At 54.4% G+C, this 16,532-nt stretch carries 16 protein-coding genes; 9 read left to right on the forward strand and 7 right to left on the reverse strand.

Annotated elements, in window-relative coordinates; all coding sequences use genetic code 11:
- Positions 1–154: 154 nt before the first annotated feature.
- On the reverse strand, positions 155–1,312 hold the full coding sequence (locus DSL70_RS19650; protein WP_119309682.1) for a saccharopine dehydrogenase family protein: 1,158 nt from the start codon (positions 1,310–1,312) through the stop codon (positions 155–157).
- 213 nt (positions 1,313–1,525) lie between these two features.
- On the opposite strand from DSL70_RS19650, the gene DSL70_RS19655 reads away from it, so the two are divergent.
- From DSL70_RS19655 to DSL70_RS19670, 4 genes are all read left to right on the forward strand, one after another.
- Complete coding sequence (locus DSL70_RS19655) at positions 1,526–3,196, forward strand: formate--tetrahydrofolate ligase (RefSeq protein WP_119309683.1); 1,671 nt, start codon at positions 1,526–1,528, stop codon at positions 3,194–3,196.
- Between the two features lie 69 nt (positions 3,197–3,265).
- On the forward strand, positions 3,266–4,180 hold the full coding sequence (gene folD / locus DSL70_RS19660; RefSeq protein WP_119309684.1) for a bifunctional methylenetetrahydrofolate dehydrogenase/methenyltetrahydrofolate cyclohydrolase FolD: 915 nt from the start codon (positions 3,266–3,268) through the stop codon (positions 4,178–4,180).
- Between the two features lie 123 nt (positions 4,181–4,303).
- The gene (locus DSL70_RS19665) at positions 4,304–4,624 is read left to right on the forward strand and encodes a DUF1992 domain-containing protein (protein ID WP_162916930.1); all 321 of its coding nucleotides are present in this window, start codon (positions 4,304–4,306) and stop codon (positions 4,622–4,624) included.
- A 1,197-nt stretch (positions 4,625–5,821) separates the two neighbouring features.
- The gene (locus DSL70_RS19670; protein ID WP_119309686.1) at positions 5,822–6,031 is read left to right on the forward strand and encodes a cold-shock protein; all 210 of its coding nucleotides are present in this window, start codon (positions 5,822–5,824) and stop codon (positions 6,029–6,031) included.
- 501 nt (positions 6,032–6,532) lie between these two features.
- On the opposite strand, the gene DSL70_RS19675 is transcribed toward DSL70_RS19670, so the two are convergent.
- On the reverse strand, positions 6,533–7,288 hold the full coding sequence (locus tag DSL70_RS19675) for a LuxR family transcriptional regulator (protein ID WP_162916931.1): 756 nt from the start codon (positions 7,286–7,288) through the stop codon (positions 6,533–6,535).
- Between the two features lie 170 nt (positions 7,289–7,458).
- Positions 7,459–8,352, reverse strand: coding sequence for a helix-turn-helix domain-containing protein (locus tag DSL70_RS19680; protein WP_119309688.1), 894 nt, complete (start codon positions 8,350–8,352; stop codon positions 7,459–7,461).
- A 316-nt stretch (positions 8,353–8,668) separates the two neighbouring features.
- Here DSL70_RS19680 and DSL70_RS19685 point away from each other — a divergent pair, with 316 nt between their 5' ends.
- From DSL70_RS19685 to DSL70_RS19705, 5 genes are read left to right on the forward strand one after another with little or no spacing between them, the layout of a single operon-like run.
- The gene (locus DSL70_RS19685; RefSeq protein WP_245418294.1) at positions 8,669–9,415 is read left to right on the forward strand and encodes an ABC transporter ATP-binding protein; all 747 of its coding nucleotides are present in this window, start codon (positions 8,669–8,671) and stop codon (positions 9,413–9,415) included.
- A complete protein-coding gene (locus tag DSL70_RS19690) occupies positions 9,412–10,179 on the forward strand; it encodes an ABC transporter permease (RefSeq protein ID WP_245418295.1) in 768 nt (255 codons plus the stop codon). The genes DSL70_RS19685 and DSL70_RS19690 overlap by 4 nt, the downstream gene beginning before the upstream one ends.
- Positions 10,169–10,984: a nucleoside phosphorylase gene (locus tag DSL70_RS19695; protein WP_119309690.1), complete on the forward strand. Its 816-nt coding sequence runs from the start codon at positions 10,169–10,171 to the stop codon at positions 10,982–10,984. Before DSL70_RS19690 ends, DSL70_RS19695 begins: the two co-directional genes overlap by 11 nt.
- Positions 10,984–11,979 (forward strand): ABC transporter substrate-binding protein, encoded by a 996-nt coding sequence (locus DSL70_RS19700; protein WP_119309691.1) that lies wholly within the window; start codon positions 10,984–10,986, stop codon positions 11,977–11,979. The genes DSL70_RS19695 and DSL70_RS19700 overlap by 1 nt, the downstream gene beginning before the upstream one ends.
- A 6-nt stretch (positions 11,980–11,985) precedes the next feature.
- The gene (locus DSL70_RS19705) at positions 11,986–12,723 is read left to right on the forward strand and encodes an ABC transporter permease (protein WP_119309692.1); all 738 of its coding nucleotides are present in this window, start codon (positions 11,986–11,988) and stop codon (positions 12,721–12,723) included.
- A gap of 134 nt (positions 12,724–12,857) precedes the next feature.
- On the opposite strand, the gene DSL70_RS19710 is transcribed toward DSL70_RS19705, so the two are convergent.
- The 4 genes from DSL70_RS19710 to DSL70_RS19725 form a co-directional block, all read right to left on the reverse strand.
- Positions 12,858–13,178, reverse strand: a complete 321-nt coding sequence (locus DSL70_RS19710; protein ID WP_119309693.1) for a hypothetical protein — start codon at positions 13,176–13,178, stop codon at positions 12,858–12,860.
- 124 nt (positions 13,179–13,302) lie between these two features.
- Positions 13,303–14,595: a Zn-dependent hydrolase gene (locus DSL70_RS19715; RefSeq protein ID WP_245418296.1), complete on the reverse strand. Its 1,293-nt coding sequence runs from the start codon at positions 14,593–14,595 to the stop codon at positions 13,303–13,305.
- Positions 14,592–15,536 carry a dihydroorotate dehydrogenase gene (locus DSL70_RS19720; RefSeq protein WP_119309694.1) on the reverse strand — a complete coding sequence of 315 codons (945 nt, stop codon included), beginning with the start codon at positions 15,534–15,536 and terminating at the stop codon, positions 14,592–14,594. The genes DSL70_RS19715 and DSL70_RS19720 overlap by 4 nt, the downstream gene beginning before the upstream one ends.
- Positions 15,533–16,348, reverse strand: coding sequence for a dihydroorotate dehydrogenase electron transfer subunit (locus DSL70_RS19725; RefSeq protein ID WP_119309695.1), 816 nt, complete (start codon positions 16,346–16,348; stop codon positions 15,533–15,535). The genes DSL70_RS19720 and DSL70_RS19725 overlap by 4 nt, the downstream gene beginning before the upstream one ends.
- Positions 16,349–16,532: the final 184 nt, after the last annotated feature.

The following is a 16,532-nucleotide window of genomic DNA, read 5'->3' on the forward strand; positions in this document are numbered from 1 at the left end:
CTAATTTTTGTGCTCTGTGCATTATTCGATAGTTGAAGACATGCCTTGCCCGAAAGCTCTTATCCAATGGACGAGACGGGCTCAAAAGAAAGGCCCGGACGAATCCGGGCCTTCTGTATTCATTTCAAAATACCCTGCGGTTCAGGAGAGCTACTCAAGAGACGTGCTCGCTGAGATGGAACTCGTCGCCATGCGCCTTGATTTCCTCGAACCAGCGATGAATGGTCGTCGGATCAGACGGGGCTGCCATTACCCCGGCAGCAAGGCGACCTTCAAGGACCGTTTCGACGGCGAGGCTGACCGGAATGGAGACAAGGCGCGACATGGCCGAGAATTCGGCATCGCCCTTGGAATCAAGCGCATAGTCCTTGTGCCACACGACCTTTCCGCCCTTGCTGACCTTGAGATCAACCACCAGAACCACCCGATCCGGCTCGCCCTTGTCGTAGGCATAGTCGGTCCAGAGCTGTTCGCTCATGGCTGCCAATTTGGCGTCGCCGTCGGGGCCAGCCAATTCATGTTCAACGAAATGGAAAATGTCAGCCCAGGCATCGGACCAGCCATCAAGCCGCAGGGTTCCGCGCACGAAGGTGTGAACATTCCAGTCGGAACCAAACCCGTAGGTTTCCATGAATGGCAGGGAATCGCGGTTCGGATAGGACTGGAAGACTTCCGATCCGCCCGGAAGATTGGCGGAATAGTCGGAAATCGCATCCCATGGCTTTTGCGTGGCAACAACCTCACCACCAAGGATTGCCTTGGCCGGGCTTTTGAGCGCTTTCAGTACGCCCAGTGGTGACCAGCTGAACTTGTATTTGAAATCGTTGGCAATGGCTGGAAAGCCGCCGCAGAAGGAGCAGAATTCGTGGCTGTTCTTCGGATCATATACGGCGCTGGCCTTGTAGTCGGTCATCAGCAGGTGAGCCAGAAGATGGTCAAGGCCAGGATCGAGCCCCACTTCATTGACGAAGGTCAGGCCCTTGGCTTTTGCTTTGTCGTCAAGTGCTGTCATTTCCGGGCTGACGTAGGATGACGAAACAAAGTGACAGTCCGCTTCCAGACAGGCTTGCGCGATTTCCAGATGCATGGTGGCAGGCAGCATGGAGACGACCACATCGCCAGCCTTGAGATTTGCCTTGAGGGCATCCAGAGTGAAGGCCTTGACGTCAAAAGAGCCCTCCAGCCCGACGGTTGCGGCCTCTGCCTTTGATATTGTACGGTTCCAAAGGGTGATTTCGTGTTTTCTGGAAATGAGTCGGCGAATACCGGGCACAGAAGAAAGACCTGCGCCGAGCCAATGAATGTGCGACATTATGCTGTTCCCTTATGTATTGTTTTCTATTGGTATACCGATATTTTTTACAGTCGCAAGGTGATTGGGCATGACTTGTCGAAAGTATGCCATTTGTGGTCGCGCAAGCTTGATTTTTGTCCAGTGTTCGCAATAAATCATCTCCTGCGCACCAAAATCAGAACATCAGCCATTGCGCAGGTTACCATCGAATTCAAGAAAGCCGTTTAATAGATGCCAGCCGATATTGATATTGCCCGTGCCGCCAGTCTCAAGCCCATCGTCGAGATTGGTGACAGGCTGGGCATCCCCACCGACAAGCTGATCCCATTTGGCCATGACAAGGCCAAGCTGTCGCAAGCTTGTATCGAGGATTTGAAAGACCGGCCTGATGGCAAGCTCATTCTGGTCACGGCGATCAGCCCGACACCGGCAGGCGAAGGCAAGACGACGACGACGGTCGGGCTTGGCGATGCCTTGAACGCGATCGGCAAGAAGGCGACTATCTGCATTCGCGAGGCCTCTCTGGGTCCCTGCTTTGGCGTCAAGGGTGGCGCGGCCGGTGGTGGCATGGCGCAGGTTGTTCCGATGGAAGAGATGAACCTGCATTTCACCGGCGATCTGCATGCCGTCACCACGGCACATAATCTCCTTGCTGCGATGATCGACAACCACATCTATTGGGGCAATGAGCTGGGCATTGACACGCGACGCATCCATTGGCGGCGCGTTGTGGACCTCAATGACCGCGCCCTGCGCCAGATCACCACTGGATTGGGTGGGGTTGCCAATGGCTTTCCGGCGGAATCCGGGTTCGACATCACGGTTGCCTCCGAGGTGATGGCCATTCTTTGTCTGGCCGAAGATCTTGATGACCTGCAGCGGCGGCTTGGCGATATCATCATTGCCTATCGGCGCGACCTGACCCCGGTTTACTGCCGCGATCTTGGTGCGGATGGCGCCATGACTGTCCTGTTGAAACAGGCTATTCTGCCCAATCTGGTGCAAACCATCGAGAATAATCCCGCACTCGTGCATGGCGGACCATTTGCCAACATCGCCCATGGCTGCAACTCGGTGATTGCCACCAAGGCCGCTCTCAAGCTCTCCGACTATGTGGTTACCGAAGCCGGGTTTGGCGCTGATCTGGGGGCGGAGAAATTCTTCAACATCAAATGTCGCAAGGCCGGTCTGACGCCTGATGCTGCTGTCATTGTGGCCACTGTTCGGGCGCTCAAGATGAATGGTGGCGTGGCCAAAAAGGATCTTGACCGACCCGACGTCGCGGCCGTTTTGGCAGGTTGCGCCAACCTTGGGCGGCATATCGAGAATGTGCGCAAATTCGGCGTGCCGGTTATCGTCGCCATCAACCATTTCACGTCGGATACGGCAGAGGAAACGGCTACGGTCCAAGACTATGTCGAGGCTCTCGGCAGCAAGGCTATTGTCTGCACCCATTGGGCGGACGGATCAAAGGGGGCTGTGACGTTGGCGGAAGCTGTTGTTGCCATCACCAAAGAAGCACCAGCCCCGTTCAAACTGCTCTATGGTGACGAGTTGACGCTCATAGAGAAGATCAATGTTGTCGCAAAAGAGGTCTATCGCGCCGACACCGTCATCATTGATCGCAAGGTACGGGAGCGTCTTGCGCGTTGGCAGAATGGCGGTTATGGCCATCTGCCCGTCTGTATGGCCAAGACCCAATACAGCTTCTCGACCGATCCGGAGCTGCTCGGTGCGCCGGAAGGTTTCGTCGTGCCCGTGCGAGAGGTGCGGCTGTCTGCTGGTGCCGGTTTCATCGTCGCCATCTGCGGCGAGATCATGACCATGCCGGGCTTGCCGAGGCATCCTGCGGCCCTATCTATCCACCTTAATGACAAAGGCGAGATTGAAGGCTTGTTCTAACGAGTCTATAGCTGGTGCAAATTCAGCCAGAAAGCGTATAGAATCACACGTTCTGAAAGAGAGTTTCCCATGACCGCAACACGCATAGACGGCAAGGCGATCGCTGCCACGCTTAGAGAAAAGATTGCCCTGGAAGGCAAAAAGCTGATCGATGAGACTGGCGTCGTGCCCGGTATTGCGGTGGTCATTGTCGGTGAGGATCCTGCCAGCAAGGTTTATGTCGCCTCAAAGGGCAAGGCCGCCAGGGAATGCAATTTCAAGTCGGTCGAGCATTCCTTGCCGGAAGACACCAGCGAGGAAGCGCTTCTAGCGCTGGTTGGTGAGCTTAACGATGACGACAGCATTCATGGCATTCTGGTGCAGCTTCCCCTGCCCGGCCACATTGACGAATCCAAGGTGCTCGAACTCATCCGGCCCGACAAGGATGTCGATGGCTTTCATCCGATCAACGTCGGCCTGCTGACCGCCGGTGCTCGCAACAAGGCCATGGTGCCCTGCACACCTGCCGGGTCTCTCATTCTCGCCAAGCGCTGCCTTGGGGATCTTTCGGGCAAGTCCGCCGTGGTTGTTGGCCGATCCAACATTGTTGGCAAGCCGATGGCGGCCCTTTTGCTGGCGGAAAGCTGCACGGTTACCATTGCGCACAGCCGCACCAAGGATCTTCCGGATGTTGTCCGGGCGGCGGATATCGTTGTGGCAGCTGTTGGGCGCCCCCAGATGATCAAGGGCGACTGGATCAAGAAAGGCGCCTGCGTGATTGACGTTGGTATCAACCGCATTCCTGCCCCGGAGCGCGGTGAAGGCAAGACCCGTCTTGTCGGTGATGTCGATTATGACAGCGCAGCCGAGAATGCGGCCTTCATTACGCCGGTGCCGGGTGGCGTCGGGCCGATGACCATCGCCCTGCTTATGGCCAACACACTTACCGCCGCGCGCCGCGCCGCTGGACTTGAAGACCTCGATTACGCGGCACTTCTTGGTTGATCGTGGTTGGACGGGCGGCGGATATGCAACAGCAACATGCCGTCCACAAAACCTTCTACTGATTGAATAGTCATGAATTTGACCCTATCTTTAAAGGGCCTGAACGGTCTGATGGAGTAAATGATGCCTAACAAAGACGTCACCGAATATCTAATTGCGAAAGTCAAGTCGGAAGGCTTGCTTGAGGGCTATCAACGCGCTCGGAAACCCAAGCCGCCCAAACAGAGTGACGATACCTTCTTGAAGGCTGGATATCGCATTCTGGAAGAGACAGGCGCCATGCCTCGTGAAATCGAATTGAAAAAGGCTATTGCCGAACAGTTCGAACGGCTCAGCGAAGCAAAGACGGAAGAAGAAAAAGAAGCGGAATTCCGTAAACTGGCTGAGCTGCAGATGGTTTTGGGTGTTGAGCAGGATGCTCGCCGGAAATTCTATACTGAATAGTTTTTGGCAATCTCCGCCGATAAATCGAGAATGAATGAACCCGCCCCATCCGGCGGGTTTTCTTTTGCGCCCTTCCCATTGCATGATGCTGGCTGCGCCGATCAGACCATGAGCTTTGGAACCGGTGGTGATTGCTGTTGGGGTATTTGAGGTTACCACCGGTTTTCACCTAATATTTAGCTAATCATTATTTTATCTTTGCATAATTATTTCTTATGCCAAGAAAATACTACACTCAATATTTCTGGCCTAGTCGGTTCAACACAAGCGAGATGTCCCACGCTGCTGTTTGCGCGCCTTGCGGGAACTGCAACATCTTCCGCATGTCAAGCTATTCTGGTTTGTTTGCAAAAGCTGATTGGGCGTATGTGAGTGGCAGTGCATTTGGAAATGCGCCGCCGCCAGATCGAACTTTGCCAGCAGGAGGCAGCTTCCCCCGCGTCGCCATGATAGAGGAGAGCTGAAATTCAAACTGCGTCGGATTAGGTGCAGGCGTTCAACATGCTCTCTACGTTCTACGTTAGACCAAAGGTCGTGACAGGAAGGAAATGAGCCTGACATCTGAAGACCACTTCAGACTGGTTTGCATCTCGTCGACTCCGGTTGGGAAGCTCAAGAGGTCAGGCAAAATGAACGGTTTCTACGTGTAAAACCTACCAGCTAAAGTGGTTCGATGGATATTCTGTGGGCTGGAGATATTTATTTATATATACAATAGTTGAAGTATACTTTGCGTGCGCCGGATCTGAGGGGACCATGCCTACATCATTGTAAAAAATGCCAAACCCGCTTTGTGCTTGAAATTCGAGCAAATTCGGTCATTTTGTGGCGATAAATGCGTCAAAATCGGCGTTTCCAAAAATTTAAAATATGCAAAATTTTTAAATTTCTTTAAATCAAGCCAATAAGAAAGACTTCAATAAATTTCATTTAATCATGTATATCATTGCATTAGCCTAGATCACACGATGTTGAAGATAAAGTTTTGTAACATTAATGTGAAATTTCCATAGAGATAAAAATCTATTCTTCCGGTTTTGTTTTTGTTGATGTAATCTTTCACCGTTGGTTTTTCTGATCTGTCTGGTTTGTCGTTTGGTTCAAATGACTGCGCAGGGCCAGACGATGATGATGACAACCCCTTGGAGTATATGAGGTACCCAAGGACAAGACCCTTAAGTCAAGAGGAAATTTGAAATGGCAACCGGAACTGTTAAGTGGTTCAACCCGACCAAGGGCTACGGCTTTATCGAGCCTGCTGAAGGTGGCAAGGATGCATTCGTGCATATCTCCGCGGTTGAACGTTCCGGCCTAACAACCCTTACCGAAGGTCAGAAGGTTGAATATGAAATGGTTGAAGGTCGCAATGGCAAGGAAAATGCCGATAACCTGAAAGTGCTTGGTTAAAGCGATCTAACATCCATTAATGGCTTTGAAATTCGATTGAAACCCTGGTGTTCGCATCGGGGTTTTTTGTTGTCAGCCTATCGCCCTGACTCACTATCGCTCTGACTCAGTACAAAGTCCGCTTTCAGGTATCAGAGCATTTGGGCACCCTCTTCTGTAACCGAATTCCTGTCTATGGTTTTCCATAAGGCCCTGAGCTTCGAGCTAATCGATACTGTGTGATGTCAATCCGCAGATCGAGAAGAAGGATCAGGCGCATAGCCATGCTTATACTGGTGTCTATTCCTCCGGTTTTGCACCAAACCGGGGCTTCCCCTATCAAAGTTGATAGTGGATCTGGTGGTCATGGTCAGCTAAAGTTTTAGCAAGGATGACAATGTCAGGTTTTCAAGTGTGTGGGGACCGCAACGAACATCCGATTTGAATAGGTGAGATTTTTTTAAACCTTTTTTATCACCAAATGCGGGTGGTCTGTCTTGTGCAGATCACCCGTTTTCATGTCTACAGCCGAACGGACTGTGGGGTGACTATTTTCTTCTGGATGGCGATGGCCGTTGCCAGCAATCTGTTTGTCGCATCCAGTTTCTTGAAAATGTTGCTCCAGTGATAGCGCACCGTGGGATGCTTGATCCCCAGTATCGTTGCGATTTCCCAATCCGATTTTCCCTCCGCCGCCCAGGCCAAGATATCCTTCTCCCTCTCTGTCATGCTCGGCGTGACAATGCTGGAATGCAGGCTCAGGAATTTGTCGTGAAACAGGGCTGCAGCCAGATAGATCGTACTGAGCACGTGGTAGTCATGATTGCGTTCAACCCTCTCTCGTGAAATACCGAAGCCTGCAATCTCGCCATACCGGTTGATAAACGACATGCCGATGCCATCGGCGACACCGGCTTCGGCGCCCTGATCCATCACCAGAGATGAGCGAGCCAACAGCGCGGGGTCGATATGCTGATCACGTTCAAGGCTTTCAACCGCATCCTTCCAGAAGAAGGGCACCGGGCGTTTCAAGGAATATATGCAAACCGGATCAACCTGCTGATAGCCCTGCTCGATATAGTAGCGTATCCAGTCGTCCGGATAATCGGTCGCGACGCCATGAAGGGCACGCTTGCCAATCGATGGATGATCAGTCAGCAGCGTGTAGACGGCATTGTCGTAACCAAGATCACCAAGATATGTCTTGAATGCCTCAAAGGCCGCATCGACGGTCGTTGCGCTTTGAATGCGTTGTATTGTTGTTTCAATACCAGTCATTGCCGACATCTGACAAATTCCATTCTGGGTAGTCTCTTTAGAATACGCACCCAGATTGAAATGTCACATGAATAATCGGTGTCAGATGAAACTAGCGTCTTTTTCAGTCACAGACTGGACCTGTGGAAACGGAATGTTCCCTTCAACTCCCTGTCGCTTTTTCGGAAAGCCTATTTGGAGTGCTGTTTTATGATTTGCTTGACACGCTCGACGGCGTCGACGTTCTTTTTGCTGTTATGCCACAAGTCGGCAGTAACTTTCTGATGCAGCTCGACAGATTCATGAGCTGACGTGATTGTGCCGACCCCTACCCGGATATTGGCGTAGAGCCCAAGCCGGAACGGGCTGACGGCGACAACAGAACTTGGGCCGTTCTTCAATATCTGAAAACTGGCCCCGGGCAAGGAATCCTCGACCAGCCCGATTTGCACGCCCATCGGCTGGTCCGTCATCAGGCGCAAGATATTCTCGGCCTCGATCATTGCGGCTTCCTTGCGCTCTGCGACGATGTCTTCCGACAGGCCGTAGCGCCCTACGAGCCCGGTCAACAGCATCTGCTCCAGCTCGGCGGCAGACACCAGACTGACAATGTTCGGCCTGCGATACTGATAGGCCGATTTCCGCTCATAGAGGATCTTCAGGATCTGTTCGATTTCCTTGTCGAGGCTTTGCTGATTCGGTGCGGCCTCTGGCACACTTTCATGGAGAAGCTGCTTGAGGAGCCTGTCAAAGTTGTCCGTGGTGAGCAGGAAAGCAACCGGGCCGAACAAGGCTGTGATCTGGTCTGCTACAGCCTCGATCTGTCGCATCCTTTCGAAAAAGTCTTTTGCAGAGGCAATGAATTCGGAACCGACACCAAACAGGGATGCAATTGAAACGTCGAAGAAATCGGCAATCTTGCCCAGAGCGTCGACCCGGATCGGGTTGCCTGCCTCGTAGCGATAGATTGCGGCTCGCGAGATCCCGGTGGCTGTGGCAACTTCTTCTGGCGTCAGGCCTTTGCCGACGCGCACCAATCTCAAGCGATCCCCTATATCGAGAGCCGTTTCGTACTGCTTTGCCATCTGGTCTTTCTTTCTTGCTGATTTTTCTGAAATAGTCTCAGCCTGACGTATTTGCAAGCTGAAGATGCCAAAAGTCCTCCGCTCGCGGTTTATTGTAGGGTGAAAGCTATCTTCGAGAAACAACCCTAACACGCATTATAAATCTGCACAAAATTTCGCATAAATCCAGATGTTTTGACAGTAATTCTCAATATTGAGAATATTCTTGACATGGAGAATGGATCATGGAAAACATGGCCAAAGTGGCAAGACCTCTCTAGCAAGGTGCCTTCCAACTCAAAACAGTCGCACCCAGAACGAACGCGGGAGAACTGCATTGATTAAAATTGAAAAGCTCAGCAAGACATATGGGCAGGGTGACGGTCAGGTTGTGGCGTTGGAACCACTGGACCAGACGATCAATGAAGGTGAGTTTGTCTCCATCATCGGCCCTTCCGGCTGTGGCAAATCAACCCTTCTGCGCTTGATTGCCAATCTGGAAGCGCCAACCTCCGGGCGCGTTACGCTCGAAACTGCCGGCTTGAAACGTCCTGTTGGTTTTGTCTTTCAGGATGCGGTTCTGCTGCCATGGAAATCTGTCGCTGATAACATCCGTTTCCCGCTCGATACCAGTGGTGTTCCGCGCAAGCTGGCCGACGAGAAGGTCAAGGAACTGGTCGAACTGGTTGGCCTCAAGGGGTTCGAGAAGTCCCTGCCCAAGCAGTTGTCCGGCGGCATGCGCCAGCGCGCTGCCATTGCCCGCGCTTTGGCCGATGATCCCCCCATCCTGTTGATGGATGAGCCCTTCTCCGCTGTTGATCTGTTGACGCGAGAAACGCTCAACGATGAACTGAGCCGGATTTGGCAAAAGACCGGCAAGACCATTCTGCTTGTGACCCACTCCGTCGAAGAGGCCGCCTATCTCGGCAGTCGCGTGATGGTGATGAGCCCGCGCCCAGGCAGGCTCAAGGTAACTTATGAAGTCGATCTTCCTCTGCCGCGCGGTGAATGCACGAAGCGGGATCCGAAATTCCTCGACCTTGTCTCAGAGCTGAGGACGCTCATGCGGGAGATGACCTCATGAAGGGGCGCATCAAACCCGTACTTGAGTATAGCGGTGCCCTTCTGGTTCTGGTTGCTGCGTGGTGGTATGTCAGCGGTCCGATGGGTATGCCCGCCTATCTGTTGCCTTCCCCGGCGTCGGTTGGCTCGCTGCTGTGGGACATGATCCTCAGTGGCAAGCTGTGGCCCCATCTGGCCTTTACGGTTCAGAATATCCTGATTGGTCTGATTGTCGGGACGGTCTTTGGTGTCCTGCTGGCCTACATGTTTTTCAAGACTCCATCCCTCAGTGATTATCTGGAAGGCCCGCTGGTGGTCATTCAGACTGCCCCGAAGATCGCGATCGCTCCGCTGATCATCATCTGGTTCGGGCTGGGGCTCACCGCAAAGATAGTGCTGATCTTCAGCCTTGTCTTCTTTCCAGTTTTCGCCGGGGCGCTTGCCGGGTTCCGATCCATCGACAGCCGTCTGCATGACCTTGCGCTGCTGATGAACCTGTCCCGTACCCAACGCTTTTTGCGCATTGATTTGCCAGCCGCCCTTCCCGGCATTTTTGTCGGCATCAAGATCGGGGCCATTCAGGCGCTGGTTGGTGCCATTCTGGCCGAATGGATGTCCGGGTCTGACGGGCTTGGTTATCTGATGACATTTGCAACCGCCACCTACAAAACCCCTTTGCTCTTTGGCGCGGTCCTGATGACTGCGTTCCTTGGGCTCGCCATGCACGCGATTTTGAACGAAATCGAAGCGCGTTATCTCGCCTGGAGCACGCCTGATGAGCAGTAAGTCAACCCCGACCGCCGAACATCCATTTACCAATGGACGTCCGCCCCATTTGCCCTGTGGTCCCGGGGATGTCTATCCCGATGTGCTTCTACCCGGCGACCCGGATCGTGTGGCCCTGCTGGCGGATCAACTGGATGATGTTCAGGATTTTGGCCGCAAGCGCGAGTTTGCGGTAATTTCGGGTAAATATCGCGGCCATCCGCTGACCATATGTTCCACCGGCATCGGCGGGTCGTCAACCGAGATTGCCCTTATCGAGCTGTCATTGCTCGGCGCCAAACGGGTCATCCGCGTTGGTGGCATGTCGTCTCTCGTCAAGGAAATCCCGACCGGCTCCTTCCTCTGCGTCGACAAGGCAACCGGCTATTCTTCCGTGGCGCGGCTCTATTCCGGTGGTGAGGATGGGCTGGCGCTTGCCGACCCGGATCTGCATGAGGCCCTGATGACCACTGAACTTGGCGACGATACACGGATCTATTCCGGCATGGTCGGCAGCACAGACAGTTACTATTTCGGTCAGGACCGCTCAGTGGCGACATCCACCGCCAAGCTTCCCACGTTCAGCTATCTCAAGGAGCTGCAGGCGCAGGGAGCCGTCGGTGTCGATATGGAATGCCAGACGGTGCTGTCTGTTGCCGCCAGCCTCGGGCTCAAGGGCGCCTGCCTTCTGGGCGTTCACGGCAATCGGGCAACCAATGACTGGCTCGTTGATTACGAACCCACGCAACGCAAACTTCTCGACATAGCTGGCACCGCGTTGGCCAGAACTTCCGACTATCACCAAACCGCAAAGGAAAAACAATAATGTCTTTCACCATCAGAGGACTTGCAGCAACCCTTGCTCTGGTTGCCACATCCATCTTCACCACGGGCGCTTCTGCCGAGGACAAGGTCGTTCTGCAGATCGACGGTAACGTTGTACCATTCTATGCACCGCTCTATGCTGGCGTTGAAAACGGCTTCTTCGCAGATCAGGGTATCGAAGTTGAATTTCTCTATGGCGGCGCATCCGACATTCTGACCAACATCGCTGCCGGCAACGTTGATTTCGGCTTCCCCAACGGCGACGCTGTCGTGGCCGCTGCTTCCAATGGCCTGCCGGTCAAGGTTGTTCACACCACCTATCAGCGCGGCATCGGTGCCCTGCTTACCAAAAGCTCGAGCGGTATCGAGACTTACGCTGATCTGAAAGGCAAGACTGTTGCCGTTACCTCTCTGGGCAGCCCGAACTATCTGCAGCTGCAGGTCGGCCTTGCCAAAGCTGGCCTTACCCTCGATGACGTCAAGGTTGAAGTGGTTTCTTCCGGTGCGATTGTCCAGACGCTGCAGTCTGACGATGTCGACGCCATCATCTTCTCCGAGCTGCGCAAATATGCTCTGGAAGCCAATGGTTTCGAAGTCAACATGATCCTGTCCAACGACTTCCTGCCGTCCTTTGGCAACGTGCTCGTCACCAGCGCGAAGTTGCTGGCTGACAATCCCGATCTGGTCAAGCGCATGACCAACGCTGTTACAGCATCCTATGCATGGGTCATTGATGGCCACATCGATGATGCGCTGCAGATTTCCATGGACAAATACACTCCGACCTGGACCGACCAGAAGGCCATGCTGTCGACGGCATTCGAAAAGACCTTCGTTGCTTCCGTATGGCAGAGCGCTCTGACCAAGGAAAAGGGCCTCGGCGCAGCTGACCTAGACGCATGGCAGAAGAACATTGATATTCTGACCGAGTACAAAGTCATCTCCGGTGGTGCGAAAGCCGCTGACTTTGTTGTCGATCCTTCCGATATCAAGTAGTCGATCATGTTCTTGAAAGCCATCATAGGCCTCGTTGGAATCGCCGTGCTTTGGGGCGTGGCGGTTCCGATTTTCGATGTGCCACACTATCTGCTTCCCGGTCCCATTGAGGTGGCTGAGCGGATCATCTTCCTGTTTCAAAGGGGTGATCTGGCGTGGCACATCTATGTGACGCTTTCGGAAGTCTTTGGCGGGTTCATTCTGGGTGCCGTCGTCGGTATCGCAGCCGCGTTGGTGTTCTCGCGCTTTCCCATTGTCGAGCGGGTGTTGACGCCGCTCATCCTGCTGCTACAGACCATTCCCAAGATCGCAATTGCACCACTCCTGCTGTTATGGCTTGGCCTTGGTGCTTCGCCCAAAGTTGCGCTTGTGGCCGTCGTCACCTTCTTTCCCGTCATGACCGCGATGCTCTCGGGCATTCGTTACATGAACAAATCCTATTCAGACCTATCCGTTGTTCTGAGACTGTCCCCATGGCAGCGTTTCTGGCACATCGAATTGCCAGCCGCCATTCCGACGCTCTTCGCCGGAGCAACCGTCGCCACCACGCTGGCGATGACAGCAGCCGTCATTGGCGAGTTGATGGGCGCAAACAAGGGCATGGGATTTGTTCTGGCAACCGGTCAGGAAAATGCCGACACCGCCACGGTGATGGGCATGGTCATTCTGTTGTCCTTCGTCGGCTGGGCGCTGTTCGCCATCCTCGATTATGGCCGCCGACGGGTTGAGGATCGTTTTCTCTAGGCGATCCTGAAAGGCTTGCCTAACGTGGCGGGCCTGGCCTTGGCGAAGGTTGCAAGGCGCTGTTGAGGCGATCCTTGGCAAGGGGATCGCCTTCCAGCCACCAAACGGCTCCGGGAAGAGACGTTATCTGTTGATCAGGAAATCTGCGGAACGATGTCTTTGGCGACACTGTTGAGTGCTGCCACCTGTTCCTCGGCTGTACCGGAACCAAAGGCTTCACCAAGCAGTTTGGCGTAGTTTTCGATACGGTCAAACTGGTCCTTGGCAACAGCACTGCTTAGGGGTTCCCGGTCGAACTTGTCAGCAAAATCCTGTGCGATGATGCCGAACAGGAAGTAGCATACGGCATGGTCGGGGTTTGACACGGCCCTTTCGCGGGCGACGCTGGCACATTTCTTGTAGGCGCTGACGCCCTTGCTTCCTTCGATAAGGATGTCGAGTAGTTCTTTGAACATTGTTTTGCCTTTCCGTATGTGTGGCTCTAGGGTGCGGTTTGTTGAGTATTGAGAGACCTTGCGGCCATTGATGCAGGGCGGGCCCTGCACTGCGGGGACGTAATCAGGAGACTTTGGCTGTTCTTCAACTCTTTGCCTCCATGAGATAGGTGTAGATGATCTCCGTTGCGATCATGAAATCCGGGATGTCCATGGCTTCGGCGGGGTTGTGAGAGCCGTTGCGGTTCCTGACGAAAATCATGGCCGTCGGCACGCCGGCATTGGCGAAAACGGCGGCATCATGGCCTGCGCCCGAAGCCATCACAAATGGCTCCAGACCGATGGTTTCCATGGCGGTTTTCATCCCCTCGACAATTGCCGGGTCACTGAGTGCTGGCGCGGTAAGCAGAGTGTCGTCCAGTTCGAAACTTACTCTGCGCTCGCGCTCGATCGTCCGCATTTCCTGCGCCAGCAGCTCCTGCATGGCCTTAAGCACATGAGAACTCTGGCTGCGAATGTCGAGGCTGAAATCCACCCAGTCGGGTATGCGAGACAGGGCGTGGCGTTCAACGTCGGTTGAGACAATGCCACTTGTCAGGACCAGATCGTCGCCCTTCTGAAGGATGGTCAGCCAGCTTTCATCAAGGCGGGTCAGAAGGTCGGCCAGTGCCAGAACCGGGTCTCGGCGAAAGGCCCGGGGCACTGCACCGGAATGCCCGGCCTCACCAACGCAGCGGATCTTCTGATGGCGGAAATTGCCGCGAATGCCGGAAACTACAGCGGCTGGCATGTCCTTTTGTACCAGCAACGGGCCTTGCTCGATGTGAAGCTCGATATAGGCGCGCACAGAGTTGATATCGAGCAGCGGCTTGCCATTCCGAACCGGAGCCATGTCGATCCCGACGGCTTCCATGTGTTCGTCGAGCGTTTTCCTGTCGCCCTTGTGACGGGCTCGCAGTTCCTCTGGCGTCAGACGACCAAGCAATGCCTTTGAGGCGATGTAGCACGGTCCGAACCAGGCACTTTCCTCGCCGCGCATGGCCAGAACTTTTACCGGCTGGGCGAAACGCTCCCCCTCGTCCTGCGCCCGAACAAGACACATCAGGCCGGAGATGACACCGGCCAGCCCGTCAAAGTTTCCGCCTTGTGGGACTGTGTCGACGTGGGAGCCGATGATCACGAAGGCCTCGGCGTTTGTGTCGCATGGTAGTGTAAAGACGGCGTTCTGGCCTGCATCATAGGAAACATCAAGGCCATGGCTCTCGGCAAAATCCGCCAGATGAGCCAGCGTGCGTGTTTCCAGTGCCGAGAAGGCTGGTCGGCTGATGCCCTGCACATCCGCTGAAAAGGCTGCTATTTCGTCAAACAGATGTGACGCAATGGCCTGATAGTCGGTGCGGGTGTTGCTTGGTGTCATGGACAGGGACAATGCGGTCATTGTGCAGCCTCCAGAAATACGATGCCGTCCGAGGCTTCCTCGTCGCGGATCGAGCCTGTGAGGTCCGAAACACTGGCAAGGCCCTGGCTTTCGACATAGGCCGCAAGGTCACGAATGATCTGCACCATGGCAGTCGGGCGGATAAAGGTTGCGGTTCCGACCTGAACCGCAGATGCTCCAGCGATGAGATATTCAATGACGTCCTCGACCGTCGAAATGCCGCCACAGCCGATGATCGGGATATCGACGGCCTTTGCGCACTGGTAGGTCATGCGAAGGGTGATGGGTTTTAGGCCGGGGCCGGAAAGGCCTCCCATCAGATTGCCGAGCTTCGGTTTGCGGGAGCGGATATCGATGGCCATCGACAGAAGCGTATTGGCGACGACAAGGGCGTCAGCCCCTGCCCCTTCCGCAGCGAGCGCGACCTCGGTCGTCTCGCCAGTGTTCGGTGACAGCTTGGCCCATAGCGGCAGATCCGTAGCAGACCTGAGCTTTCTCATGACCTCTTCGGTGGTTGACGGGCGCATGGCGAAGGCCTTGCCATCGGCCTCAATGTTGGGGCACGAGATGTTGACCTCTATGGCGGCGACACCCGGAACGCTGACGTCTTCGCACAGGCGGGCAAACTCGTCGGCACTGCCCGCCGAGATGCTTACGACCAGCGGGGTGTCATACTGGTTATAAAAGGGAATGACTTCGGATTTGAAATAGTCGACGCCCTTGCTCGGAATGCCGATCGAATTCAACATCGATCCCCGTACCTCGCAGACACGGGGCGTTGGATTGCCTCCACGAATGTCGCGCGTGATCGTCTTGGTCACATGTGCTCCTAGCACACCGATGTCGAAAATCTTTGCCAGATCTTCCGAGAAGGTTCCGGAGGCCGGCATGATCGGGTTTTCGAGCCGCAAAGAACCGACGGTTACCGAAAGATTTGTCATGCGATGGCCTCCTGAAGATCGAATACCGGGCCTTCCTTGCAGACCCGCTCATTGACAATTCCGCCGTTGCGGCGGAACGACCGGACGCAGCATTGACACATGCCAACGCCACAGGCCATCTGTTGCTCAAGGGCAATCTGGCCGGGGATGTCGTATCGGGCGCACATGGACTGCAACAGATGAAGGATCCGGCTGGAGCCACAGGTATAGAAGGCGTCTACACCCACGTTTGTGATTTGCTGCTCGATCAGACGTTCAAGATTTTGTACGCTGGATGTGCCTTCGCTGTCCGTGACGGGGATGACCTTCGCGCCGAGCTCACGGAAATGATCGATCGACATCAGCACCTCGGGCGATCTGGCGCTGCAAATGGCGGTCAGTTTGCGCCCCAACTGTTGGGCTTTCAAGGCAAGTGGCGCCAGTGTAGCCAGCCCGACGCCACGAGCAACAACCATCAAGTTCTGCCAGTCATCCCGAATTTCAAAACCATGCCCAAGCGGGCCGACAACATTCAGGTTTTCACCCGGCTCCAGAGACGCAAGGGCGGCAGTGCCCTCGCCAGCGATCTTGTAGAGGAAATGCAGCTCACCGGCGTCCGGATAGTATCCATAGATGCTCATTGGGCGGCGAAAATAGGGATTCAGGTCGCCCTTGGACGGGCAGAGCAAATGAAAGAACTGCCCCGGCTCGCAATCGAGGATTCGCGCGGGAGCATCGAGTACCATCAGCTGGTATTCGCGATTGATCGCCATGTTGCTTTTGACAACACAGGATGTCTCGTAAATGCGCTTGAATCCAATATCGATGGTCATTTTTCTCTCTGAAATAGAAAACGGGTCTCACTTCGCTTCAAATCCGGGTTTGAAACGAAGAAAGCTGACAATGGGGACATGTTTTGAATGGGATGATCGGCAGACGATCAGAAACGGAGAGCCAGGCACCATCGGCGCTCGCTCGCTCGATGCAGGTGCAAGCGAGATGGACAGGTCAATGCGA

This window comes from Cohaesibacter haloalkalitolerans, from assembly GCF_003574655.1.
Classification (GTDB): Bacteria; Pseudomonadota; Alphaproteobacteria; order Rhizobiales; family Cohaesibacteraceae; genus Cohaesibacter; species Cohaesibacter haloalkalitolerans.